The sequence below is a fragment of the Mycolicibacterium sp. HS_4_1 genome (genome assembly GCF_054515875.1).
The window spans coordinates 3,311,490-3,335,568 of sequence record NZ_CM137261.1; the positions used below are offsets into that span (position 1 = coordinate 3,311,490).

Consider the following 24,079-nt stretch of genomic DNA (forward strand, 5'->3'; position numbering starts at 1 on the left):
GGCCCTGCGCGGGATCATGCTCACGGGCATGACGCTGTTTGTTGATCGCTCAGATGCTGGACGTCAGTTGGCGCAGCGACTGGGATACCTCCGCGGCCAGGACATTGTGGTTCTCGGTCTGCCACGCGGCGGAGTACCGGTCGCCTTCGAGGTGGCCCAAGCGCTGACGGCCCCCTTCGATGTTCTGGTAATTCGCAAGCTCAGCGTGCCCTTCCGACCCGAGTTGGCCTTCGGAGCCATCGGCGAGGACACACCCCGGGTGGTCAACGAGCCGATCGTGCGCGCCGCCCGTCTCAGCTCCCACGATGTGGACGAAATCGAACGCAAAGAACGCGTCGAGCTACGGCGCCAGCTCGACCGGTTTCGCCATGGGCGGGAACGGATTCCGTTGGCCGGCCGGATCGCGGTGATCGTCGACGACGGCATCGAGACGGGAACGACGGCCATAGCAGCCTGCCAAGTCGCGCGGGCACAGGGCGCGCGCAAGGTGGTGCTGGCTGTCCCCGTCGGGCCGCCGGATCTGCCCGCGACCATGGACGGATATGCCGACGAGGTGGTCTGTCTCGAAGCGCCCGCGGTCTTCCGCGCGGTACGGCAGGCCTACGAAGCATTCTCGCCGACGTCGGATGACGAGGTGCTCAGGCTGTACTCGCGGGCCGGGGCGAGCTACCGAGATGCGGCGACGAGTACGCGCGCGCCCCGTCGCATGTTGCGCGATGCAGAAATCAGCGTCGACGCCGGCTCGGTCCAGCTCGCGGGACGCCTGACGATTCCCGACCGTGCGCAAGGAATCGTGGTGTTCGCCCACGGGAGCGGAAGCTCACGGCACAGCCCACGTAATCGCTTCGTCGCGTCTGTGCTGAATGACGCCGGCCTGGCTACCCTGCTGCTCGACTTGCTGACCCCCGCAGAAGAAGGCAACCGCGCCAATGTCTTCGATATCGGGTTACTGGCTGCGCGTCTGGTAGAAGTCGGCGCATGGCTTGCCCGGCAGGTCGATACGGCGGCGCTGCCGATCGGTTACTTCGGAGCGAGTACCGGCGCTGGAGCGGCCCTCCGCGCTGCCGCAAACCCAAGAGTCAAGATCGACGCGGTCGTTTCCCGCGGTGGCCGGCCTGATCTCGCGGGCGCGGCACTGGCCGACGTTCGAGCTCCGACGCTGTTGATCGTCGGTGGGCGCGACGACATCGTCCTGGAACTCAATCGACAGGCCCAGGCGGCGATGCGCACCGAATGCCGGCTGGTCGTCGTTCCCGGCGCAACGCATCTTTTCGAAGAACCAGGCACTCTCGAGCAGGTCGCGGAACTGGCATGCCACTGGTTCGTCGAACACCTCAGTGCCGTCGTGGCCAACCCGTAACTGATCGGACGACGGAGTCCGGCCCAATGGTTTCCACCAGCGAATTCCGGCCAGCACCGCAGCCGTGGTTGTTGGTCGTGCTCGCCGGACTCATCGGCTACTGCGTCTTCCCGCTGCAATGGGTGATCGGATCACCTCTGAGCCCCACCCGGTCGTACATCAGCGAACTGTCGGTCGCCGGCCAACCCGCCTATCAGGCGTTCCGAATCGGCGACCTCGTGGCAGGAGTCGGGCTGACCGTACTCGCGGGAATCCTGCTGCTCTGGCGTCCGTCACCACCGATGCGACTCGGCAGCGCGGCCCTGACAATAGCTGCCGCCACCTCGATCATCGACGCCTTGTCACCCATGGCCTGCACCCCTTCGACGGATATCCAGTGCTGGGATGGCGATCATGCCGCCGTGCTCGCCCAGTTGTCGCAGTTGCACACCGCCTCCGGGGTCATCGGATTCGCCGCCATGGTCGTCGCGATGGCGGCCTTTGGCACCGCGTTGCGCCGGCAACCGGAGACGCGCCACCTCGGGTCCACCGGGCTCTTCGTGGCGGCCGTCGGTGCGGTGCTCGGCTGCGTGCAGATCGGCATGGCCCTGGCCGGTTCTGACTGGACGGGACTGTTCGAGCGCATACAGGTGTTGACGATGACCGCATACCTGTCTGCGTTGACCATTGTCATCGCCCGTTCCGCCGACCGGCGTCGCAACCTGCTGCGCCCAGCCGAAATTCGGGCCAATTGACAAAGAGATTGCAGCTCAGGCCCAAAGGCCCTGTCCGGCAGCCTCCGCACGAAGCGATGCTGGTCATAGCGGCCCACGGCGACAAGGCGGTGGTCCAGCTTGTCCCTTTGGAGGAGTCATGACCGGAACCGGCGTACTGATAGCGGCTGCCGTGGCCGCCGGCGCTGTGGTGCTGGCGCTGTCGATCCGCGTCGTCAAGCAGTACGAACGAGGGGTGCATTTCCGCTTCGGCCGCATCATCGGCGTGCGGAACCCAGGGCTCCGGCTGATCATTCCCGCGGTCGACCGCTTGCTGGCGGTGTCGTTGCGAATCGTGACGATGCCCATCCAGTCGCAGGGCATCATCACGCGGGATAACGTCAGTGTCGACATTGCCGCTGTCGCGTACTTCCGCGTCGTCGATGCGCGAAAGTCGGTCATGGCCATCGAAGACGTTGCCGTTGCCATCAATCAGATCGCACAGACCACGTTGCGCAACGTCGTCGGCCAGCATTCTCTCGATGACGTACTGGCGAATACCAGCGAAATCAACGCCAGCATCCGCCAGATCCTCGACACGAACACCCTCGAATGGGGCGTGGAAGTGACTTTGGTTGAACTCAAGGACATTCAACTGCCCGATGGTATGAAACGAGCGATGGCGCGGGAGGCCGAGGCCGAGCGCGAGAAGCGGGCCAAAATCATTGCGGCAGAGGGTGAGGCCAGAGCAGCAGCGGCTCTCGGCCAGGCATCCGACACCATGATGGCGCATCCGCTCGCACTGCAGCTGCGCAATCTTCAGACACTGGCTGAACTCGGTGTGGAAAAGAACACCACCGTCGTGTTCCCCGCGCCCTTGATGAGCGCGATCGGCGAACTCGGCACATTCCTGGCCCGGGAGTCGGGCGCCGCGACCGCAATGAACGCGCCGGACGGGCAGAACGGGTCCGCTCACCCACGTCCGGTCGCAGCAGCTGCCAACCGCTGAGACCGACGTGATCAGGCAACCGCCGCACGGCCCGGGTCGGCTTCTCGGTGATCGAACTTTCTACCACCTTGCTGGACAAGCCGAACGGCCTGCAGTGACCATGCCCACAGGAGGGCCAACCTGGCACCCGCCTGTTGCACGTCGACCAGTTTGCCGGAATTGGGCCACGAGCGTCCTTGCGGTGCATAGTATTTCACCCGAGCTCCGAGCAGCCGTCCGCGTCGTATCCGCTCATCCTCGTAATCGGACGGGAACTCTATGCGTTCAACGCGGGCACCATGACCGCCAGGTCGAAGACGGCAGAGCTGACCGCCGGCTGCGTACTGGACATCTCCCCCACCCCGGTCGCGATCCCCACACCCACACCCCTGAGTACAAGGTCACCGCGGTACGGGTCGAACCGGCACAAGCCAGAATCGAATGACTCTCTCGTATAACAGAAATGATCACCCCGGCGTCGGTCCCTGACCGAGCGAGGATGAGGGACATAAGGCCCTTTAGCAAGCGGTCCCCGTTGCGGCACACTGCCATGATGAGACGGTTCGATGGCGGCAGCACCCGAGAGCCTGGCCCGGCCGAGGAGGGCAGGCCCGCGTTCGGTGCCGCGACTCTTCTGATGATCACTGTGCCCGACACCGTTGACGCCGCCGAACTCGAAGGCGAGATCGCCACCGCGGTGGCCGACCGACTCAGGGACGATCAGGGCTACGAACTACCGGCGGCGGGCTACGCCGATGCCCGGGGAATCGGGCATGAATATCGCTTGCGTCCTGACGGCAGCATCCTCATTTCCTCGGCGCCGGGAACACTGACGGTCAGACTGCACGACGTCAGGGTTGACGCGAATGATCTCTTCACGGGTGTGAGCAGCGAGCTGGAGCAGCGCCACGAAGGCCTACGGGTGAACATCGGCTGACACGTCGTTGCACTGTCGAAGACCACTTGTGACGTATGCCTCTGTTCGGCGAGCGTGTGTGTAGGGACCATCGCTAGATGCAACGGACTGCCAGTCAATTGCCCCGACCTGGCAACGCAAGCCAGCCGGTGGCCGCATTTTCGTGCCCGAGACCATGGATGCCGGATTCGCGGCCGTGCACGCATTGCCGCTGCGGTTACGCGACACCGTGATTGGTGGCATGAACCTGTTCGCAAAAGCCCTGGCGGATTGGACCCCGCATTGCTGTCCGTCGCACAGGCGTTGACCGATGTCGCCACCATCGCACTACTTCAGGAACGCGCCATCCGCGAACGTGACTTGCTCACCGAGCAGCTGCAAGCGGCCCTCAACAGTCAGCTGGCGGTGGAACAAGCCAAAGGCGTTGTGGCCGAACGCGCGAACGTCACCATCGACGAAGCTTCGACAAACGGCGCAATTACGCGCACCTACACCACCAGAAACTGGCCGAATTGGCCGATGCGGTCGTCGGGAATGACCCCGCTGTCGCCGATCTCACCAATCTGCCGGCCGGCTGAGGCAGTTCCCTCAAGCCTCCTCAGTTGGTGTCATCGGGCAAGAATGCCTCTCGCTGACGAGTGCTAACTCAGCCCCTACTGCCCCGTCCAGCCGAAAGCCCACCGCGCCGGCGGTGACTTTCGACTCTGGGCGGCACAAGTCCTCGCGTGTGACAACTAGAGAGTGGCTCACGCGAACAGCATGCAAAACAACCCAACCGCATCTGCGACTACTCACATGTCCCGTGCCGGCGGTGACACAGCTTCAAACCTGCCCGAGCGCGGTGCACTGCCGGCGGTGATGGCGGCCGCCTATATCACCACCGAGGGTGAACTCACCATCAGCGAGCAGTCGGTACCAACCCCAGGCCCGGGCGAAATACTGCTGCGCACTGTAGTTTCCGCGTTGTGCGGCACGGATCTGCACCGTTTCCGAGGAGCGATGTCCTACGGGACGAACACTGATGTCTACGGCCATGAATCAGTCGGTGTCGTATTGCGTTGTGATTCCGGACGGTTCGCGCCCGGACAACGGGTCCTTCACGTGCCATTCCCAAGCGACGGCAGAGTTTTTGCGCCCTTTCAGCTCGCCCGGGAGACCAATGTCGTGCCTCTACCGGACGAATTGACCACCAGAACGGCAGTGTTCGCTCAACAACTCGGCACGGTGATCTTTGCACTACGCAACTTCTGGCCGGCACCCACACCGCCGCGACGAGCCTTCGTCGCGGGAGCCGGCCCCGCGGGGTTGCTGTTCATCCAGCTGCTTCGACTCCGCGGGTGTGCAGAGGTATACGTCCACGAACCTGACGCGCACCGCCGTAGACTCGCCATGACATTCGGCGCACTTCCCGCGGTCGATGCCACCCCCGCCGCCGAGTTGAGTGTGGACGCCAGTGGCATGGTCGGTGTGCGCCGCGAGTGCTGGCAACGCACCGATCAGCACGGCACCATAGGCGTCTATGGTCTACCCGATCACGAACCCGGCGACCTAGAGATCTCTGTGCTGGAACTCGTGGGCAAGAATCTTCGTCTGGTCGGCGCCATCGGCTCACAGGCAGAACCTGGCCTGGCGTCGTTCCGAGAGGCAATCCACCTCCTCGAAACAGCCAAGGTGAACGTCGAACCACTCATCTCACATGAAATCGGCTTGGAAGAACTCCCGCGAACCGCGGCACGCGCAGCCCACGTGCAAGACGACATCGTGAAAGTTCTGGTCACATTCCCCAGCCCACCAGCGAACGACGCCGAGATCCTCTAGTCACCAGAGCGGCCAGGGGGCGTTTCCTCGACCCTGATGTGTCCACGTTCGAGCGCGGTTCGACCTTGCTTTCATTCGTTGACGTCGGCCATCACGGCAGCGAGGTCCTTCGACCCGGCACCGATGGGACTTATGGCCCTGCCTTCGCCGTGTCAGACCTGGGCAGTATCGAAGCTGCGTGCGGCGGTGGGGGCGCTGGGTGAAACCGATGGCGGAGCCCCGTCCTTGAGATGATGCAGCGCGACTGTGGCCGAACCGATACTCGACTCTCATCGAGGGAGCCAGCGATGACCGATCCACGCGCGCAGGCGCTCGGCACGCAGAACCAGGACGCCAGCGGTCGTGATGACGCGCCCTCACCGGAGGAGCCCGAGCCGGCGCCTGGCCATGTCTTCTGGCCGACCTCGGAATTCGATGCACGCACCAAGCGGCGGTCGTTCGTCACGGATCTTGCGTCGGGCAATCGGCGATAGGGCAGGTGACGCTGCCCGTTGCCAGGTGCTCCGCCTGTATTTCGCGTTCGTTCACCGGCGGTTGAGGTTGACCACGTATTCGCGAACGGTGTACGGATAGTTCTTCGTCTCCGGCGTATCGTCCGTGCCCCACTGGCTGACCAAGATTCGGGCCTCGTCGAGGGTGGAGCCCGGAACGATGTAGCCGCCGTAGCAATGCGGTAATTCGACTTGGTCGACGACGACGGTCACCGGTGTGCCGGGGTAATCGGCTCGCGGTCCCGCGAGGACTTGGGTGACGTCGTCAGCCACCCGAACCTCGACCTGACCGGTGGTTGCGTTGAAGCCGGACAACACGAACTTTCCTTCGATGATACGCAGACTCAGCTCACCGAAAAGGTTGTCGCTCAAAGGTGTCGGGCGCACCTTGTCCTGATCCCACTGCCAACGTTCCGGGTCGCCGGGAACCTGCGCCCACGCCCACCACGTGTCGCGGTTCTCAAAGGTCTCCGGGCGGCAGTGATACAGAACCACCGGCTTGTCGCGGCTGAAACTGTCGGCGACGATATACACCCATCCGTCGGGGGCCTGACAGCCGCTGATCTGGGTTTGGTTCGACCATTGCCAATCGGCGGGCCGCTCCGACTTGGGAACCGTTCGCCAGCGCGGCCGGCGGGGGTCGATGAGCACGAGCCGCGAGTTGACGGGATGGAGTATCACTATCCCGTTTTCGTCCGTTGTATACGTCCGTGTGACCAGGGCGTAGTCGCGGACCTTGTCGCCGACACGCACCTGGACGGTGCCGGCGGGCAATTGACTCTGGCGGGGCCAGCAAGGCTGATCATAGAGATTTCCGCAGTCACCGAACTTGTCGTCGAACTCGACTCTGCGGCTGAGGGTGCCGGGCTTCACATGAAGGCCCATCGACGGGGACCAAGCCCCGGCGGGCGGGCAAGCCGCATCACCGGTGAAGGTGTCGCCGGCCAACGCGACCTGACCGCTGGGGGCTATTTCGCACAGGTCAGTGGCGAAGTTGCCGATGGGCCTGGCGCCGGGGTATTCGGGTGAGTCGGACCCGGCGACGATGCCCAAACAGTAGTGCTGTCCCCTCGGCGGAGGCGGGGGCGGAGGCACGGCCATCTCAGCGAATACGGCCGCGTCCGGCAGCCTCGCGTCGACCAGAGCCCCTGGAATCGCCATGGTTTCGGCGGCCGCGGACTCTCTCAGCGCGGTGTGCGGCGGCTGCCCGGATCCTCGCGCCTTGGTCAGGGCCGGACTGGCGAGGGAGCGCCGGCTGGCCTTCTTTGCTTTCTTGGTCGTGTTGGTCTTCGCCGTGGGCTTTGCCGCGGCCTTCTTCGGCTGGGCGACGTCAGTGGACTTTCCCGCCGCCTTCGTCGTATCCGCAGCAGAGGCGGCCTTACGTGATGTCTTGGCGGCCATCGCGCCCCTTCTTCCCTTCGCAACGATCGAATGACCCGGTCTTCCAATGGAATACCGGCATCGCGCCAGAGCCGTGGCGGCGTGGCCGTTTGGTCACGCCGGAATCCTCAGCACATCGGTGGCCCGCCGATTGGTGCACTGCGTGACGACCGGTTCGACCCGCACTGGATTGCCGGAGCAGGGGGCGTTGATCATCCATCCGTTGCCGACATAGATACCAGTGTGATAAGTACCTGTCCCCCCGAAGGGCACCGCTGCGCCCCACACGAACACATCGCCGGGGCATGCATGGGTGATCGCTTCACTCGAGACCAGGCCACCGGAGATGTGGGTGAAATGGGGGCAGGTGTCGATCGTGTCGGTGGGGACACCGGTGTCAAAGCCGGCTCCCTGAGCCACCGCGAAACGCACCAGACCGCCACAGTCATAGCCGACCCGGTTCTGGTCCTGATGTTCGTGCGCTCCACCGTCCGGCGGATCCCAATCGAGCGTTCCCGAAGATGGGCCGTCGGTCCGCTTGTTCCCACCCCAGGCGTAGGTGGTGTTCTGCTGGCCCGCTGCGAAGGCGAGGGTGTCGATAGCCTTGTCGCCGGTGGGGGTCCTCGGGTCGGGCAGGGGATCACCGTTGTGGAAAGTTGCCAATCGTTCCCGCCAGTCGTGAGCCGTCAGGCCGGCCAGCAGCGGAGAGGGGTACGGATTGTCTTCCAGGCACATGCAGTTGTGGTAGTGCGAGCTGTTGTCGCGGGTCGCCTCCGTGGGCCGCGGCAGCACTCCGCCCTCGGTGGGCAGGGGCAGCTGATCGGCGGGTGTCGGGGTGCCGCCCACCGGTGCCGCCACGGACTGGGTGTCCCAACCTCGCTGGTGCAGCAGGGTTTTCGCGCGTGCCAGGAACGCCGTGCGTTTGGCCAGGCCACCGGTGCCGCCTTGGACCGCTTTGGTCACCGCGACGACGTCGTCACGATCGGCGATCGCATTGATGTTCGTGCGCGTCCAGTACTCGCAGGCGATCTTGATCGACAACACCGGGTCGGCGGCCAGGTCGGGATCATCCACCAGATTGGCACCGACGAGCGGACCGTAGATCGCGTAGTTGGCGCGGCCGGTGAGTTGGATCAGACCGCGGCCTTTGTACCGTGGCCCGTCGCCGGCGTAGATGTTTCCCAGATCCGGCCGGTTCTCCAGATTGGCGCCGGAGCCGTACTCGACGGTCGTGCTCAATTCGTCGGTCTCGGTGCAAATCTGGGCCAGAAAGTGCGCGACGCGCAGGAAGGTATTGATCTGGTACTTCTCGCCGGCGAGGGTGGACTGCAGCACCGGGCTGATCTGCTCGATGATCTCGGACTGTCGGCGTTTACCGGTGTGGTACACCATGGCCCACAGCAGTGCCGCGTCCAGGGGCACCCTGACTTTCTCGGCCGCCCAGTCCGGGGGCAGAAGCCAGTGCTCTTTCATGACCGCATTCCACTCGCGCTCACCGATACAGCCGTAGTCCAAACCGGCGGCGGGCTGCCACCCTTTGTCCATCTGCAGGGTGACGGCTGCCTGCTGAGTGTTTCCGTCGCGCCAGCGCTGGGTCACCGGCAGACCGAGGGCCTGCTGCCAGCGGCCCAGTGCCTGGCGCCAGGCGGGCTTCTCACTGGGGTCTGCACCGGACACGCTGCACTCAGGACCCTCTTGGGGGCCGAAATAGAAACCGTTCGGCAGCGGATAGTCGGTTGGTGTCAGGTCTGGCTGAGCATCCCACCCCGGCGGCAAGCGCCAGCCCTCGGTGAACACCGCGTCCCACTCCCCTTTGTGGATGCAGCCGTAGATGGTGCCGCAGCCGGGTACCGAAGTTGGGCGCCAATGTTTCTCGTGCTGAAGGAATTCCGCCGCTTTCGGCGTTGTGCCGTCGGTCCACTTCTTGGTCACCGGCAGCCCGAGCGCCTGCTGCCAGCGGCCCAGCGCTTCGGCCCACGACGGCTCCTCCCCGCCGCCCTCACCGGAGACGGAGTACTTGGGACCTTGCCGGGGGCCGAAGTAGAAACCGTTGGGCAACGGAAACTCGCTGGTTTGCATCGCGGTCTGCGTGGTTACCGCGGTATCGGTGGATGGCATGTCGTCGTCCTTATCGCCTGAACCGAATTCTGTGAATTGTTGGGGCAGTAGGTGTTTCGCCCTTCTTCTGCCACGAGGCCCGAACGCTCGAGCCAATGACCGCGTCGGGCACATCAGGCCGGATCAGCGGGGCCTTCTTCGGATTGCCCGCTGAGCGCCTTCAACCGTTGCATCAACCTGGCCCTGGGCCGCCTCCACATGGCGCCTCCACCGGCCGTCGCCCACGCTGGTGCCGTCTTGTGGTCGAAATGTTCGAAATCTTCGCCGATGGACTTCAGGGCATCGCTCACGTCGCCATAGTCGATGGGAATGAATTTGACTGGGCACGGCGCGAACAGGTGCTTGTCCGATCCGGGTTGCCGCAGGTCCCATCCGGACCCGGCCGCAGGACCCCAGAAAAACGTCGCGTCGCGCTCGGCGAAATAGGCACCCACCACCCCAGCCGGTTCTTGCAGCCCCCAGATGGGTGGAGAGTCCTCTTGTTGGTCCTTCGTGGGTAGCTGGGGCAGCACCTGGGCGTGCGCGGTGGCGGCTTGGGCAAGACGACCGGCGATTTCTCGCAGTCGTTCCACCGGTTTAACTCCGTCGATTTCCTGGCCGTCGCCGGTGAAAGAATGACCGAAGCCGTCGTCGTCACCGACACCGGCATACAGATGCATCCCAAACACCCGTTTGCGGTTGGTCCATCGCTCCACCAAACAGTCCCAGTCGAGGTCCTTCTCTGCGCGCAAGATTTCCTCGGCCGCGTCTTTACTCTGATGAATCAGCATGGGTAATGCCACTTCATTTAAGACGACATCGTCGGGGACCACATGGAACGGTCCAGTTGCCTGCCATGGTGGATCCGTGGGCAGCCGTTTTCGTTCCCAACTTCTGCTCATCGCCGCCGGGGTTTCAGCGGGGTCACTGCGGTTGAGCGCAAACCGTCCGCTGTACCTCAGACTTGCGTCGTCATTGTCGCCCTTCAGGGGAGAGGCCGCCCCGACCCAGACGAAATGGGGTTCCCCCGTGGCGGAGGTCGAAATGATCGGGTACAGGCGATAGGCGTTGGCGACGAGTAAGTCCGCCGGCATACAGCTCGGCACCGGAGCGCACCCGTCTGGCTGGGTGCTGCGTACCATCGGATTGCCCGGATAGGGGCTTTGCTGATAATGGAGTTCCCCGTCGCGGTCGATGACCGCGACGACGCCGAACGGAGCTAACTTCAGCCAGTCGTAATTGGCCATCCAGAACTCATAGTGCTTGTACATGTCGAAGTTGTGGGCGCCGAGCTTGCGCTTGAGCGTCCTTTCCAATTCTTGGACGAAATTGAGGTCGGACTTCGCCGTCTCTTTCATCAGCTCGTCGGAGAGGTATTCACCCACTTCATCCAGAGCCGCCCGGAATGCGCTGGCTCTGGTCGCGATGTCCAGGCTGGTTCCGTTGCGTTGGCGGCTCACGCCCCGGAAATCGGCACAGAATTCGAGGTACTGCGCGAACATCTCGCGCATGGAGTACCACACCAGAGACTGGCCGAACACCACCTGCGCCGGAGTGCACTCCAAAGCGAGTCTGAGCTCGGGGAATACGTCCTCCCAGGACCGGTAGTAGTAACCGCACGGCACGTAATCGCCGAGGTTCAGCTCGGTGACCCGACTGTCGCCTCCGTGGGTGGCCCCGTCGTCGGCGCGCAACGTGTTGTACTGCGGTGCCACTGACTTGGCGTCGGGCTCTGCAGACTGATCGATATGAGTACGCCCGAACGCCACGTCATTGATCTTGTCCTCGGTGAACGCCGCAACGCTCTTCAGCGCGGCAACTTTGGCGTTGACGGCCGACGCCTCGGGGTCTTCCTCGCCGGTTTGGGGTATAGGTTGCGCACCGTTCACGCGGTTAACGGTGATGGCCTGGAGCGCTTTGATCGCTTTGCTCAGGGCACCGAGACCGCCCGGCAGTTCCGGTATGACGAACTGGGTGATGTCGATGGCGTCGTACTCGAGCTTCGGGTTCTCCGGATCACTCACTTTCTTTGCTGCGTCTTGCGACCATGCCTCACCGTTGAGGAACTCTTCGAGGCTGTGGCCGTCGAGAGCCTCCGCCTTCGCCGCCGCCCATTGGAACTGTGGGCTGCTTTCGGGCCGGCCCAGGGCCCGCACCGTGAGCATCGTTTTGACCGTGTCAGCTGCCTGCGTCTTGACGTACTCACCCGCGGCGCCGAATCCGACGAAGGGAAGGGACGCCGCAATTCCCCCGCCGATGGTGAAATCATCTTTGGTGGAGGTGTCTTCCCTCTCCCAAGAACCTTCGACCATGCCGTAGGCAATCAGTTGAAGGCCACACACGAAGCCCGTGCCATAAGTCTTGTAGAAGTCGCCCAGCGCACGACCCAACGCCTGCAGATCGGCCGCATTCACGCCGCCAGAGCAGGCTGCGGCGAGGGCAGCTCTTGACACGGCTCCGAACTTGTTCCGGAAGTCTTCGGTTGTGCAGTTGTACCACTGCTGAGGGGAGGCCGTGTCCTGCAAAACGAGTTCGCACTTCTTGAAGCTATGCCCGACTAACACAGCTTTCGCGGACCGCTTGCACGCGTTGTGTTCCTGCTGAACGTAGAACTTCGCGGAAAAGTCGGCAATTCCAAGGTTCAATTTCATCGACGCGGAGGCGTTCCATCCCGAGGTGTCCTGCGTCTTGCTGTCAGTAGCGCCGGCCCTTAGCTCGAGTCGGCCATATGTAGAGGGCTTCGGGTCCACAAATAGACCGCTGTTGGCGAGTTTCCCGCCATCGAACGCCCGCGTCAACAACATGACCTTATTCATGTCGGCGTTGATGGGTACGCCGATAGCGAGTTGAGCAAACTCTTTAGGATAAAGGTCCCGCACGACCTCGCTTTGTGAGTCCTGAACGCCCTCGTCTTGTGAGTCATCACGGTCAGACATTGAATTGCCCCCGTATCGCATTTGGCCCCACACCCGGTGATACCGACTAAGGCAACATTACGGTCTTTCAAAAGGAGCAATAAGGGGTCAAAGGTCCCGATCCGAAACAGACAACGGACCCGGTGGGGAGGAGGTCATCCCAACCATGGCCGTTCGGCCCTCCCCTCGCGCTGAGCTGTTTGAGATTGTCAGAGGGTGTCGGAGCACCCAGACGGTCCAGTCACCATCGACCCCCGTTTCTACGACGCGGTGCTGTTCGATCTCGACGGGGTGATCACCGATACCGCCTCAGTGCATTTCGCCGCGTGGAAGGCCGTGTTCGATGCCTTCCTCGCCGGCCGCGGCACAGGAACCAGTCCGGAACCGAATCCGTTTACCGAGGCCGACTACCGGCGCTTCGTCGATGGCAAGCCCCGCGAGGACGGAATACGGGACTTCCTGGCCGCGCGCGGAATTTCGCTACCAGAAGGCGACGTCAGCGATGGCGACGACGACGACACCGTCCGGGGCCTGGGTAACCGCAAGCAACGACTGTTCGGCGAACTACTGGCGCGCGGCATCACCGGCTTCGAGTCGTCCGCCGCACTCGTACGTCAGCTCCGCAGCGCGGACATCCACACAGCCGTGTACTCGTCCAGCCGCAACTGCGCGGACGTGTTACGCGCAGCCGGCCTCGACGAGTTGTTTCCGATTCGGGTGGACGGGGTGCTGGCCGAGCAACTGGGCCTGGCCGGCAAGCCGAATCCCGCCATGCTGAAGGAGGCCGCTGATCGCTTGGGGGTGCGGCCCGATCGATGTGTCGTCGTCGACGACGCCGCGTCAGGTGTTAGGGCCGGCCGTGCGGGCGGGTTCGGTCTGGTCGTGGGCGTGGCCCGCACCGGTTTCACGCAGGAGTTGCTGGCCGCCGGCGCCGACGTGGTAGTCGGCGACATGGCCGAGATGACCGTCCAGGTCACTGGTCGCCCGATATCGACGTTGCCGGACGCGCTCGCATCCTTCGGCCTCCTGGGTGGTGTCACTGTCCCCCGCCGCCCGGCGCTGTTCATCGACTTCGACAGCGCGCTCCCACACGTCGTAGGCGAGCTTGGCGTCAGCGCACTCACCCCGCGCGCCACGCATGCGCTCGAGGCGCTCTCGGCACTGTGCCCCGTCACCATCCTCAGCAGTTACGACCTTGCCGACCTGCAGTCCTCAATCGGGGTGCCCGGACTGTGGTACTCCGGGAGCGACGGGCTTGAGTTCTGCGCTCCCGACCACAGTCACCACCAACATGATGCGGCCGTCGCCACCATTCCCCTGCTGGAGTCCGCCGCCGCAATGCTCGAGAACCGCCTCGAAGCCATCCCGGGAATCCGCTTGGAACACAGGCGGTTTGCTATCCTGATCCACTACGGAACCGCCCCGGCGGAACATACCGCCGACATCAACATCGCGGTGCACGCCGCCGCCCGCCAGCACCACCTGCGGATCACCCAGGGCCACAACGCCGTCGAATTGCACCCGGACGTCGACTGGCGCGAGTGCAAGATGTTGCACCGGATCATAGAGATGGCTGGAGACGGGATACCGCTGCTGCCGATCTATATCGGAAGCAACCGGTCGGACGAGATGGCGTTCGACGCGATCGAACACGACGGCGTGTCGATCATCCTGAGGGACACCGAAGACGGGGACCGGCGTACTGCCGGTCAGTTCAGTGTCGAAGACGCAGAGCGCGTCGTGGATTTTCTCGAGCACATGTCCGACCAACTGGCAGCGGCAGGACGATCAGAGGCTGATGGTTGGTCGATCACCTTCGACGACTACCAACCGCGGTATGAGCGGCTGCGGGAGGTGCTGTGCGGAATCGGCAACGGCTACCTGGGCAGTCGCTGCTGCGCACCTGAAGCCACGGCAGGTGACTTCCACTATCCGGGCACATACGTGGCCGGCGTCTACAACCGCCTCGTCGACGACGTCGTGGGCACTGTGATCGACAATGAGAGCATCGTCAACCTACCCAACTGGCTACCGTTGACGTTTCGGATCGACGACGGTCAGTGGTTCGACATCGACCGCGTAGACGTCCTGACATACCGGCAATCGATCGACATCCGCCACGCCGAGTCCATCCGGGAAATCAGATTCCGAGATGCCGCAGGACGCACCGCCGCCGTCCAGCAGCGGCGGTTCGCCTCCATGGACGATCCTCATGTCTGCGCGCTGCAGACCACGGTCACGGCCGAAGACTGGTCGGGCACCATAGAGTTCCGCTCGGCCGTCGATGCCGCGGTCAGAAACGCGGGTGTGGAACGTTACCGCGACCTTTCCTCCGGCCACCTCGCTGTCAGCACGGCGCAGGATCTGTCGGACGGATGTGTGCTGGTGGAAACCCAGACGGTGCAATCCCGAATTCCGGTGGCAGTCGCTGCCCGGACCACCGTGCGACAAGGAGACCAACGCGTCGGTTCGGGCTACCGGTACTTCGAGGCCGACGGCTGCGCCGGGCATACCGTCACTGTAGAGCTCACTGCGGGCCAGTCGGTGACCATCGAGAAGGTCGCGCTGATATTCACCGGTCGCGATCATGCGGTGGGCGAACCCGGCGACGAGGCCCGCCGCAGACTCAACGGCGTGCATCGGTACGACGAACTCTGCTCAGCACACCGCATTGTGTGGGGTCAGCTCTGGGAATCATTCAACCTGCACCTGGTTGCCGAGACCGCCGAGCTGCGCATTCACCGTCTGCATATCCTGCACCTGCTGCAGACCGTATCCGTGCACACCGCTGATCTCGACGCCGGAGTGCCTGCTCGCGGGTTACATGGCGAGGCGTATCGCGGCCATATCTTCTGGGACGAACTGTTCATCATCCCGGTGCTCAATCTCCGGACCCCGGCAGTCAGTCGCGCGCTGTTGAAGTATCGGTATCGCCGGCTGCCGGAAGCGCGGCGCGCAGCAGCTGCCAGCGGCTACGCAGGTGCGATGTTCCCCTGGCAATCAGGTAGCGACGGCCGCGAAGAGAGCCAGCAGATGCACCTGAATCCCTTGTCGGGCAGGTGGAACCCAGACCCCAGCCGGCATGCGCACCACATCGGAATTGCGGTTGCCTACAGCATCTGGCAGTACTACCAGGTGACCGGCGATCTGAAGTACCTCATCGATTATGGCGCGGAAATGCTCCTCGAGATCGCCCGCTTCTGGGTCAGCCGCGCCAGCTTCGACGCCCAGCGGGGCCGCTACCAGATCCGGGGTGTGATCGGGCCTGACGAGTTCCACACTGGCTATCCGGGGCGTCCGTACGAGGGAATCGACAACAGCGCCTACACCAACGTGATGGCGGTGTGGGTCATCGCGCGTGCCCTCGAATCGCTCGACATCCTTCCGCTTCGTGATCGGTTGGACCTCCTGGACAGACTCAATCTGCGCGGCCCCGAACTCACCGAGTGGGACAACGTAACTCGGCAGATGTTCGTCCCGTTTCACGACGGCATCATCAGCCAGTTCGAAGGCTATGAGCAGTTGCGCGAATTGGATTGGTCTGCATATCGCAAGCGGTACAACGATATCCGCCGACTTGACCGCATTCTCGAGGCAGAGCACGACAGCGCAGACCATTACCAGGTGTCCAAGCAGGCTGACGTCCTGATGCTGTTCTACCTACTGTCCGCCGACGAGTTGCGGCAACTGCTGGGCCGCCTAGGGTACGGGCTGCCGGCGGAGGCTATTCCGAAAACTGTGGACTACTACTTCAATCGGACATCGCACGGATCAACGCTGAGTGCCGTCGTGCATGCCTGGGTGCTGGCTCGCGGCAACCGTGACCAGGCCACGTCGTGTTTCACACAGGTACTGAAGTCCGATATCGCCGATGGCCCCGGCGGCACCACGTCCGAAGGGATCCATTTGGCTGCCATGGCCGGCAGTGTCGACTTGTTACAGCGATGCTTCTCCGGACTCGAGATGCGTTGTGACCGGCTGGTACTCGGCCCCATGTGGCCGGAAAATGCTGGAATGCTGGGGCTTTCGATCTGGTATCGCGGTCATCGGCTGCATTTGCGGATTCATGGCAGAACTGCCGAAGTCACCGCCGACCCTTCGGACGTGGCACCGATAGATGTCGAATGCCGGGGACACATCCAGCAGCTTGCCGCCGGTTCGACCATCCACATCTACTAGGCCGTGGCCACCGACCACAACCGCCGTGGCCTCCGGACGACCGCCTCGACGTCGGCCTCGACCGCGACCTCGATCTCGACCGACAGCCGCGCAGCCAATGCATGCGCGCTGGGCCAGTCACCGTCGCACACCGCGCGCGCCAGGTCGTCGACTGCCGGGCTGACCGCATCGAATTCGGCGAGCCACGATGCGACCACTTCGGCGACCATGTCGCCGGACACGTGCGCTGTCCGGCCGCCGTGCAAGCAATCCCGGACACAGAAACACGGGCGGTGATCGGCCGCCGCCGATCCGCGACCCACCCAGTCCGCGATTGCTCCCATGACGATCACCTCCGAATTGCTGATAGAACGATCACATCACCGGCGTGATACCGGGTGTAGGGGCCGAGGTAGCGACATCGGGATGTCCTATGGCGTGTCGCCGACTGCCGAAATCCGAAGGAACGAGGGACTTTGGTACGACCCGAACGTTGGTGAATTGGGCCAAACGTCCCTATCGGAGTTACCGGTTGCGAACTTAGTGTCACACCATGCCCCGACCATGTCGTATGCCGGAGTCGAATCCCGCAACAACGGTTCTCAACCGCAGCGGTACGCGCCCGGCCACCAGGACGATGCGGAATCGCAGGGCGGAATGCGCGGTGCCGGCGACCCATGTCGATTGGAAAGACGCGCTGAGCAAGAGCTGGTTGATCCACGACCGCAAGACAATGGATGAGCTTCTCGGGGTCACCGGATCGGCTGCATCGCTCCACCTCAACGACTTCCCCACCGGGCATCAGATCTTCGCCGAAGGCAGGCCGGCCAACCGGGTCTACGTGATCATCTCGGGCATCGTGAAGCTCACTGCGCCCATTCCCCGGGGTCGTTGCACCGTCCGATCACTGTTGGGCCCCGGTGACATCATCGACGCGCCAGCGGCGTTCGACGACAGCCCGCATGGCTGCACCGCGACGTGCCAGACTCTTGTGCGCACGGCTTCGTTGAGCAGTAGCGCCGTGCAACGGCTCCTCGGGCACCGGCCCGCGCTCGCCCAACGCTGGCTCCAGGCGCTCGCGCAGGAAATCCGCGCCCGCGAACAAGACATTGCGCTCTTGGCATCGGGTGATATCGCCGCTCGGGTCGCACGCGAGTTGCTCACGCTCGCGGAACACCTCGGAGTTCCCGTCGAGGGCGTGATACACGTCGATCACACCCTCACCCGTCAGGAGTTCGCCGAACTTGTCGGCGCCCCAAAGGAACCGGTTGGCAAGGCACTGGCGAACTTCGTCGCGCACGGCTGGATCGTCACCGGCCCGGGCCGGTTCGAGATCACCGACATTGATCAGCTCCGCCGTCGTGCGGCGGCGGCCTTCTACACGTCACCTCCTGACACACACGCCTTCTCCGAACGATGCCGGATCACGGAGGGACCGCAATGACGGCAGCGCGAGCAGACGTCCGGGTGCTTGCCCAGCAGTTCCTGGCGTCGCCATACGCCCGCATGGAATTCGTCAATTGGTCGATCGATCAGCGTGTCGCGAGGTTTCTCCACAGCCGCGGGTTGTCTCATGTGGCTGATGACGGAGACTCGCTGCGCGACTTGGTTGATCGGATCCTGCACTGCCACGGCCGCGAAATCTCGGCTGACGACTGCAGCCAAGCAGCCTCGAGCCGAGCGGACATCCGGCAATGAGAACGCGCAACAGCCGATTCGGCATCCTGGTCGGTATCGACGGCTCGGCAGAATCCCGCAGCGCCGTCCATTGGGCCCTTGACACAGCGGCACGGCACGACCTGCCGCTCACAGTTGTGCATGTCCTGCGCGAGCCTGAGAACCATTGCAATGCTTGGGGATTGACGAGCGCGCCGCAATCGATCCGGTCAAGCCCGCAGGTCGAGCAGGACGTCCAGGCCCTGGTCGGCAGCGCGATATCCGTCATCGACCATCTGTCGGACGCCACGCCGCTCGGATACCTCCGGACCAGGCTGCACACCGCGCCGACGGCCGCGACGTTGGCGGACCTCTCCGGCGATGCCGACATGGTCGTCGTGGGCGGTACCGAACGTCATCTCGCCTCGGCAACGTTCTGGCCATCCATCGGCATCGACCTGGCTCGCCACGCCGGTTGCCCGGTCGCGGTCGTGCGCGGAGAGGCCAGGATCCGGCCGTGCGCCTTGCCTGTCGTCGTAGGTATCGATGGCTCGCCCGCCTCAGAAGCCGCTGTAGCCATCGCATTCGACGAAGCAGCGTCGCGGGGTGCCGAACTGGTGGCGCTCTGCGTGGTCAGCGAGAACACAACCATCGAGCTGGCGGGGACCACGCTCGCCCCCGACACGTCCGGCGAGGAAATCCTGGCCGAGCGACTGGCCGGCTGGGCTGAACAGTATCCGGATGTCAGTGTTCGGCCGTTGGTGGCATGGGGCGATCCCGCCCACCGACTCCTGGAGGAAGCCGAAACATCGCAACTTCTCGTCGTCGGCAGCCACGGGCGCAACACGATTGCGAGCGCCGTACTCGGTTCGGTCAGTAGCGCGGTCGTTTCGGAGTCGCCTGTCCCGGTCATCATTGCCCGGCAGCCCTGAGCACGCTGATCCCGCGCGGCCGACACCCCTCGGTCAGTGGTACCGCAATGGCAAGCGCCACAACGACTCCCCCGCATCGAGTTCCCACGACCTGATGGCGTTGAGCCGGACCAGGCTCAACGCACCGGCGATGAGAATTCCGGCCAGGGGAACACCGCCGAGCACAGCGGTCAGGATCGCGGTGCGCAGTTCGGCCGGACTGGCCGTTGTGACGTCGAACCAGGCATCACAGAGCAAGAGGATCCCCGTGGTGAATGCGGAGAACACCAACAGATGGCGGTGCAGCCATGCCAAGATTGCCGTTGCCGCCATGAACACCACCAACAGGCAATCGAATCCGACCCAGATCACCGGCCAATTCCGGACCTCGTGAGTGCGGGGCAGGGTGAAAGCCAGATAGACGATCCACGGGATCATGAACACCACACCTCCGGTCATCAGGCTGAGGTGTGCCCGCCGCAGTCGCTTCGGATGCGCGGCAGACATCACTTCGCCGATCGGACGCTGGAGGCGGCGGATCAGCTCACGTCGCTGCGCGGGTGTCAGCGCACCGATCTCGTTGTCCGACAGTATGTGTCCGGTGTTTCCGTCCCCGGCATCGTGTTGAAGCACCCGATCGACGCTACGAGTCGTTGGCACCGGCCCGTTAGAGCCGTTGGTCCTGATCTGAGCGGGGCCGCCGTCCGATGACCTTGGTCCCTAGTACGGCAGCAGGGGGCCGAACACCATGGAAGACATGTCAATTGCTGCTATCGCCGGCACTGTGGTCGGCATCGACGGTTCGGCAGACAGCGAGGCCGCGCTGCGGTGGGCTGTCGGAGACGCGAAGCTCAACCATCAGAAGATCACGCTTGTACACGTCGTGAGCCCACTGGTCGGTGGATACTCGGGCATCGGAATGTCCGCACCCGTTTGGCCGCAAGATCTCAACGATTGGCGGCAGGACCGCGGACGGCAATTGCTCGACAACGCGGTACATCTCGCGCGTTCCCTCGCGGGCGGGGAGTTGGAGATTGAAACGATAATGCCGTTCGGCGCCATCGTGCCCGCGTTGGTCGAGCTGAGCGCTCGCACCGACATGATGGTGCTGGGCAGCCGCGGACTGGGCACGTTCAATCGCGCCTTGCTGGGCTCTGTCAGCACCGCACTGGCCCACCACGGGCACTGCCCCGTCGTGCTGGTGCACGCCGACGCGCCAGCGCTTCCTGCCAATGCCCCGATTCTGTTGGGCACCGATGGTTCGGCCGGGTCGGTACCCGCGGTCGAGATAGCCTTCCGGGAAGCGTCTTGCCGGAACTCCGAATTGATCGTGCTGCACGCTTGCAGTGACGCCGAGGTCCCCCAGCTCACCGCGGTTCCGTGGTGGGCACTCGAGAGCGATGCCGAACGTCGACTGGCGCAGTTCCTGGCGCCGTACCGGGAACGCTATCCCGAAGTGGCGGTCAGCTATCACGTGGTGCGCGACCATCCAGCCCGTCATCTGGTGGAAGAGTCCGAGTCTGCCCAGTTGGTCGTCGTAGGCAGCCGTGGGCGCGGTGGCCTGGCCGGCATGCTGTTGGGCTCGGTCAGTTCCACACTGGTGCACGCGACGACGACACCGGTCATCGTCGCGCGGAGCGACGCAGCCCTCGTAGAGACCAGCCCGACGGTTGCCACGGCGGCGCAGTCATGATCACCTCGACCATGCGCACCTGGCGAGTTCGTACCCCGGCCCCCATCGGCAGCAGCCCGCTCGAGTTCGGCACCGCAGACATCACGGAACCAGCCGATGGCGAATTACTCATCGCCGTGCGCGCCTGCGGAGTCTGCCGTACCGACCTGCACGTTGTCGAAGGCGATCTACCCGTGCACCATCCGCATGTGACACCCGGTCATGAGGTGGTGGGTGAAGTGGTGGCCGTCGGGGACCAGACCTCGGGCCAGTTCACCGTGGGCGATCGCGTCGGGGTGGCGTGGCTACGACACACCTGCGGGCGGTGCCACTTCTGCCTCCGGGGAGCGGAGAACCTCTGCCCGCAGTCTCGCTACACAGGTTGGGACGCAGACGGCGGTTACGCGGAATTCATCACCGCTCCAGCCGATTACGTTCACTCCCTGCCCGCGGGCTACTCAGATGCCCAACTTGCGCCATTACTGTGCGCCGGCATCATCGGATACCGATCCTTGCTGCGAGCCGACCTACCGGACGGCGGGCGGCTGGGCATCTACGGCTTCGGGGGCAGTGCCCACATCACCGCGCAGGTGGCTCGAGCGCGCGGCGCGGAAGTACACGTCATGACGCGCGGTGAAGCCGCACAAAAGCTGGCCTTGGAACTCGGTGCCGCCTCGGCACAGGGTCCTGCCGATCCGCCACCCGTGGCACTCGATTCCGCAATTCTGTTTGCCCCCGTCGGAGAATTGGTGTTGCCGGCCCTGGAAGCCCTCGATCGTGGCGGCACCCTGGCCATCGCCGGCATCCATCTCAGCGACATCCCGACACTGAACTACCAGCGGCATCTGTTTCAGGAACGGCAGGTCCGGTCGGTGACGTCGAACACCCGGGCTGACGCCCGCGAGTTTCTTGCGTTCGCCGGTAGCCATCACATCGAAGTCACCGCCCCGACGTATCCGTTGGACCAGGCTCAGCACGCCCTGAGCGATCTCGCGGCCGGACGTATCTCCGGTGCCGCGGTACTCCAGGTCAGCTGATCTCCGACTTCCCGTCGATCGACAGATTCCCCGAGCATGAGCCCAAGGGCACACCAACGAGGACCTACGGCCCTGTCGGATCCCCCTGCAGCACTATGAGACTCGAAACAAGACAGCTGCAGGAAGGGGATGACGATGCTCAAGACAATGCTACCGGTCGAGGTGCTCGAGGACGGCATACGCATGGCCTGTCGAGCTCCGTCCTACCGCAACAGCCAGCCGTGGAACTGGATCATCGACCATTCGCAATTGCAACTGTTCCTTGCCCCCGAGCGAGTGCCATCCGCCGATCACGCTGGGCGCCAATCGCTGATCAGCTGTGGAGCGGCCCTGGACCACTTGCGCGTCGCGATGGCAGCCAACCGCTACGACTGCCAGGTCAAGTACTATCCATCCGCCAACAGTCTGGCGTACCTGGCCTTGATCGATATCGCACCGGCGAACTGTGTCAGCGAACTCCAGCGCCGTCGCGCCCACGCGATCATCGATCGGCGCTCCGCTCGACTGCCGTATACGGAGCCGCCGAATTGGTCTCAATTCGAGCCCCGGCTGCACTCGGACGTCGATTGCCGGTTCACCTACCTCGATGTGATCGCCGAAGGCGATCGGGCCGACATCACCGCAACAACCCTGCTGGCCGAGCAGCTTCGGCCGTTCGAATCAGACACGAATCGTTGGGGCGCAACCTCATCCGAGCAGGACCGGTACGAACCGACCGACGTCCCCGATGATCATTCTGTGCTGCTGGTGTTGTCAGCGGTCGAGAACACCCGCCGGGCGCTCTTCGGCTGTGGTGAGACCCTCTCGCAGGTGCTCCTCGAGGCCACCATGGCAGGTTTCGCCACCTCCATCATGACTCGGGCGGTCGAAGTTCCCGCCGCTCGTAACATCGTGGCCGATGTCGTCGGTCGCGCATTGCCTCAGGTGATCGTGCGGATCGGAGCCCACTGCAACCGCGATCTCCTGCCGCCGCGGGCCCCACGCCGGCCGCTGTCCGACGTACTCCATTTCGCCGAATGAGGAAAGACATGCACACCGAACAAGCCGCTCCGGTCATCGTCGGAATCGACGGCTCACCTGCCTCCGAATCGGCGGCACTGTGGGCTGCGCAGGAAGCGGCCAGCCGTAACGTGGAGTTGCGACTGATCTATGTGGTCAATTCCGTTCTGGGCCAGCCGATGCCCGCAGAGTCGTACCGGGTGGAGGTCGAGAAGGCAAAGACCGTACTTGCCGCCGTCCGCAGGCACGTTGTGTCGGCCGTCCCCGAAGCCAGGGTGAAAACCGACTTCTACGAAGGAAATGCTGCCGGAGTCCTGGTCGCCGAGTCTCGATTCGCGTCCCTTGTCTGTCTCGGTACCAACGGCATCGGCCGATTCGTCAAGGCATTTCTCGGGTCGACCGCCGAAACCGTGGCCAGCGATGCCGCCTGCTCAGTTGCTTTGATCCGGGCTGCGGACGCCACGAAAACTGCCGACTTCCAACCGCAGTTCATCGTCGCACCGGTCAGCGTGTACACCGACGACTCCCGGATCATCCGAGCCGCGGTGCGTCGGGCACGTCGTCACCACTCCCCAGTGCTGGCGCTGGGTGTCAAGGACAACGATCTCGGAGCCACCCCGCGTGAGGTGTTGGACCAAATGGTGGACCGATGGCGCCAGGAGCACCCCGACGTGACGTGGTATCCCGTAGCGACGAATGCGGGGTTGCCGCATTTTCTGCGAGACCACCCTGAGTTGGCGGTCACCGTGGTGTTGAATTCGACTGGAAAACTGGATATTTCCTCCGTGATCGGAGGAATTCATCGCGAGCCGGTGGAGATGAACCAGCTCGTGGTCTTCATCGACCGGGATCACGATCCAGCCGAACCTCGCACCGACCGCACGGCAGCATCCACCGGTGACCAGGCAGTGCCGCAATAGTTTTCAGGTGGGTAACGGGATGCCCGCCTCGCCCGGCGGGCATCCCCCGACGGGCATCCCCCGGCGGGC

19 protein-coding genes and 1 pseudogene are annotated in these 24,079 nt (G+C 63.9%); 15 read left to right on the plus strand and 5 right to left on the minus strand.

Going from position 1 to position 24,079, the window contains the following annotated elements:
- Positions 1–28: 28 nt before the first annotated feature.
- From ACX12F_RS15865 to ACX12F_RS15900, 8 genes and pseudogenes are all read left to right on the plus strand, one after another.
- Positions 29–1,360 (plus strand): phosphoribosyltransferase family protein, encoded by a 1,332-nt coding sequence (locus tag ACX12F_RS15865; RefSeq protein ID WP_459365504.1) that lies wholly within the window; start codon positions 29–31, stop codon positions 1,358–1,360.
- Positions 1,361–1,386: 26 nt separating this feature from the next.
- Positions 1,387–2,094, plus strand: a complete 708-nt coding sequence (locus tag ACX12F_RS15870) for a DUF998 domain-containing protein (RefSeq protein WP_459365505.1) — start codon at positions 1,387–1,389, stop codon at positions 2,092–2,094.
- 118 nt (positions 2,095–2,212) lie between these two features.
- On the plus strand, positions 2,213–3,061 hold the full coding sequence (locus ACX12F_RS15875; protein WP_459365506.1) for a slipin family protein: 849 nt from the start codon (positions 2,213–2,215) through the stop codon (positions 3,059–3,061).
- A gap of 532 nt (positions 3,062–3,593) precedes the next feature.
- On the plus strand, positions 3,594–3,977 hold the full coding sequence (locus ACX12F_RS15880) for a hypothetical protein (protein ID WP_459365507.1): 384 nt from the start codon (positions 3,594–3,596) through the stop codon (positions 3,975–3,977).
- Between the two features lie 249 nt (positions 3,978–4,226).
- Entirely contained in the window at positions 4,227–4,601 is a 375-nt protein-coding gene (locus ACX12F_RS15885) for an ANTAR domain-containing protein (protein ID WP_459365508.1), read from the plus strand.
- A 213-nt stretch (positions 4,602–4,814) separates the two neighbouring features.
- Positions 4,815–5,003 (plus strand): annotated as a pseudogene (locus ACX12F_RS15890) (zinc-dependent alcohol dehydrogenase); the annotation flags it as partial.
- 117 nt (positions 5,004–5,120) lie between these two features.
- Positions 5,121–5,774, plus strand: a complete 654-nt coding sequence (locus ACX12F_RS15895; RefSeq protein ID WP_459370375.1) for a zinc-binding dehydrogenase — start codon at positions 5,121–5,123, stop codon at positions 5,772–5,774.
- Between the two features lie 287 nt (positions 5,775–6,061).
- The gene (locus tag ACX12F_RS15900) at positions 6,062–6,247 is read left to right on the plus strand and encodes a hypothetical protein (protein ID WP_459365509.1); all 186 of its coding nucleotides are present in this window, start codon (positions 6,062–6,064) and stop codon (positions 6,245–6,247) included.
- Positions 6,248–6,298: 51 nt separating this feature from the next.
- Here ACX12F_RS15900 and ACX12F_RS15905 read toward each other — a convergent pair whose 3' ends face one another.
- The 3 genes from ACX12F_RS15905 to ACX12F_RS15915 all read right to left on the minus strand — a co-directional run bounded on the left by ACX12F_RS15905 (position 6,299) and on the right by ACX12F_RS15915 (position 12,678).
- On the minus strand, positions 6,299–7,666 hold the full coding sequence (locus ACX12F_RS15905; RefSeq protein WP_459365510.1) for a DUF4185 domain-containing protein: 1,368 nt from the start codon (positions 7,664–7,666) through the stop codon (positions 6,299–6,301).
- A 93-nt stretch (positions 7,667–7,759) separates the two neighbouring features.
- Positions 7,760–9,763 carry an NlpC/P60 family protein gene (locus ACX12F_RS15910; RefSeq protein ID WP_459365511.1) on the minus strand — a complete coding sequence of 668 codons (2,004 nt, stop codon included), beginning with the start codon at positions 9,761–9,763 and terminating at the stop codon, positions 7,760–7,762.
- Positions 9,764–9,876: 113 nt separating this feature from the next.
- Positions 9,877–12,678 (minus strand): hypothetical protein, encoded by a 2,802-nt coding sequence (locus ACX12F_RS15915; protein WP_459365512.1) that lies wholly within the window; start codon positions 12,676–12,678, stop codon positions 9,877–9,879.
- A gap of 195 nt (positions 12,679–12,873) precedes the next feature.
- On the opposite strand from ACX12F_RS15915, the gene otsB reads away from it, so the two are divergent.
- Positions 12,874–16,836 (plus strand): trehalose-phosphatase, encoded by a 3,963-nt coding sequence (gene otsB, locus ACX12F_RS15920; RefSeq protein WP_459365513.1) that lies wholly within the window; start codon positions 12,874–12,876, stop codon positions 16,834–16,836.
- On the opposite strand, the gene ACX12F_RS15925 is transcribed toward otsB, so the two are convergent.
- Positions 16,833–17,159, minus strand: coding sequence for an Rv2628 protein family (locus ACX12F_RS15925; protein WP_459365514.1), 327 nt, complete (start codon positions 17,157–17,159; stop codon positions 16,833–16,835). The genes otsB and ACX12F_RS15925 overlap by 4 nt on opposite strands.
- A gap of 320 nt (positions 17,160–17,479) precedes the next feature.
- On the opposite strand from ACX12F_RS15925, the gene ACX12F_RS15930 reads away from it, so the two are divergent.
- Both ACX12F_RS15930 and ACX12F_RS15935 read left to right on the plus strand, forming a co-directional pair.
- Positions 17,480–18,259, plus strand: a complete 780-nt coding sequence (locus ACX12F_RS15930) for a Crp/Fnr family transcriptional regulator (protein ID WP_459365515.1) — start codon at positions 17,480–17,482, stop codon at positions 18,257–18,259.
- A gap of 250 nt (positions 18,260–18,509) precedes the next feature.
- Positions 18,510–19,403, plus strand: a complete 894-nt coding sequence (locus ACX12F_RS15935) for a universal stress protein (RefSeq protein ID WP_459365516.1) — start codon at positions 18,510–18,512, stop codon at positions 19,401–19,403.
- A 33-nt stretch (positions 19,404–19,436) separates the two neighbouring features.
- On the opposite strand, the gene ACX12F_RS15940 is transcribed toward ACX12F_RS15935, so the two are convergent.
- On the minus strand, positions 19,437–20,015 hold the full coding sequence (locus ACX12F_RS15940; RefSeq protein ID WP_459365517.1) for a hypothetical protein: 579 nt from the start codon (positions 20,013–20,015) through the stop codon (positions 19,437–19,439).
- A gap of 124 nt (positions 20,016–20,139) precedes the next feature.
- On the opposite strand from ACX12F_RS15940, the gene ACX12F_RS15945 reads away from it, so the two are divergent.
- The 4 genes from ACX12F_RS15945 to ACX12F_RS15960 all read left to right on the plus strand — a co-directional run bounded on the left by ACX12F_RS15945 (position 20,140) and on the right by ACX12F_RS15960 (position 24,010).
- Positions 20,140–21,075, plus strand: a complete 936-nt coding sequence (locus ACX12F_RS15945) for a universal stress protein (RefSeq protein WP_459365518.1) — start codon at positions 20,140–20,142, stop codon at positions 21,073–21,075.
- Positions 21,072–22,091: a zinc-binding alcohol dehydrogenase family protein gene (locus ACX12F_RS15950; RefSeq protein ID WP_459365519.1), complete on the plus strand. Its 1,020-nt coding sequence runs from the start codon at positions 21,072–21,074 to the stop codon at positions 22,089–22,091. Before ACX12F_RS15945 ends, ACX12F_RS15950 begins: the two co-directional genes overlap by 4 nt.
- Positions 22,092–22,226: 135 nt before the next feature.
- Entirely contained in the window at positions 22,227–23,111 is an 885-nt protein-coding gene (locus ACX12F_RS15955; RefSeq protein ID WP_459365520.1) for an NAD(P)H nitroreductase, read from the plus strand.
- Between the two features lie 8 nt (positions 23,112–23,119).
- Positions 23,120–24,010 (plus strand): universal stress protein, encoded by an 891-nt coding sequence (locus ACX12F_RS15960; RefSeq protein ID WP_459365521.1) that lies wholly within the window; start codon positions 23,120–23,122, stop codon positions 24,008–24,010.
- The last annotated feature ends 69 nt before the right edge of the window (positions 24,011–24,079 follow it).

Coding starts and splice junctions, on each gene's coding strand:
- ACX12F_RS15955 (WP_459365520.1), top strand. CDS start 22,227: ATGCTCAAGACAATGCTACCGGTCGAGGTGCTCGAGGACGGCATACGC.
- ACX12F_RS15910 (WP_459365511.1), bottom strand. CDS start 9,763: ATGCCATCCACCGATACCGCGGTAACCACGCAGACCGCGATGCAAACC.
- ACX12F_RS15865 (WP_459365504.1), top strand. CDS start 29: ATGACGCTGTTTGTTGATCGCTCAGATGCTGGACGTCAGTTGGCGCAG.
- ACX12F_RS15900 (WP_459365509.1), top strand. CDS start 6,062: ATGACCGATCCACGCGCGCAGGCGCTCGGCACGCAGAACCAGGACGCC.
- ACX12F_RS15880 (WP_459365507.1), top strand. CDS start 3,594: ATGAGACGGTTCGATGGCGGCAGCACCCGAGAGCCTGGCCCGGCCGAG.
- ACX12F_RS15870 (WP_459365505.1), top strand. CDS start 1,387: ATGGTTTCCACCAGCGAATTCCGGCCAGCACCGCAGCCGTGGTTGTTG.
- ACX12F_RS15935 (WP_459365516.1), top strand. CDS start 18,510: ATGAGAACGCGCAACAGCCGATTCGGCATCCTGGTCGGTATCGACGGC.
- ACX12F_RS15915 (WP_459365512.1), bottom strand. CDS start 12,678: ATGTCTGACCGTGATGACTCACAAGACGAGGGCGTTCAGGACTCACAA.
- ACX12F_RS15925 (WP_459365514.1), bottom strand. CDS start 17,159: ATGGGAGCAATCGCGGACTGGGTGGGTCGCGGATCGGCGGCGGCCGAT.
- ACX12F_RS15950 (WP_459365519.1), top strand. CDS start 21,072: ATGATCACCTCGACCATGCGCACCTGGCGAGTTCGTACCCCGGCCCCC.
- ACX12F_RS15960 (WP_459365521.1), top strand. CDS start 23,120: ATGCACACCGAACAAGCCGCTCCGGTCATCGTCGGAATCGACGGCTCA.
- ACX12F_RS15875 (WP_459365506.1), top strand. CDS start 2,213: ATGACCGGAACCGGCGTACTGATAGCGGCTGCCGTGGCCGCCGGCGCT.
- ACX12F_RS15905 (WP_459365510.1), bottom strand. CDS start 7,666: ATGGCCGCCAAGACATCACGTAAGGCCGCCTCTGCTGCGGATACGACG.
- ACX12F_RS15945 (WP_459365518.1), top strand. CDS start 20,140: ATGTCAATTGCTGCTATCGCCGGCACTGTGGTCGGCATCGACGGTTCG.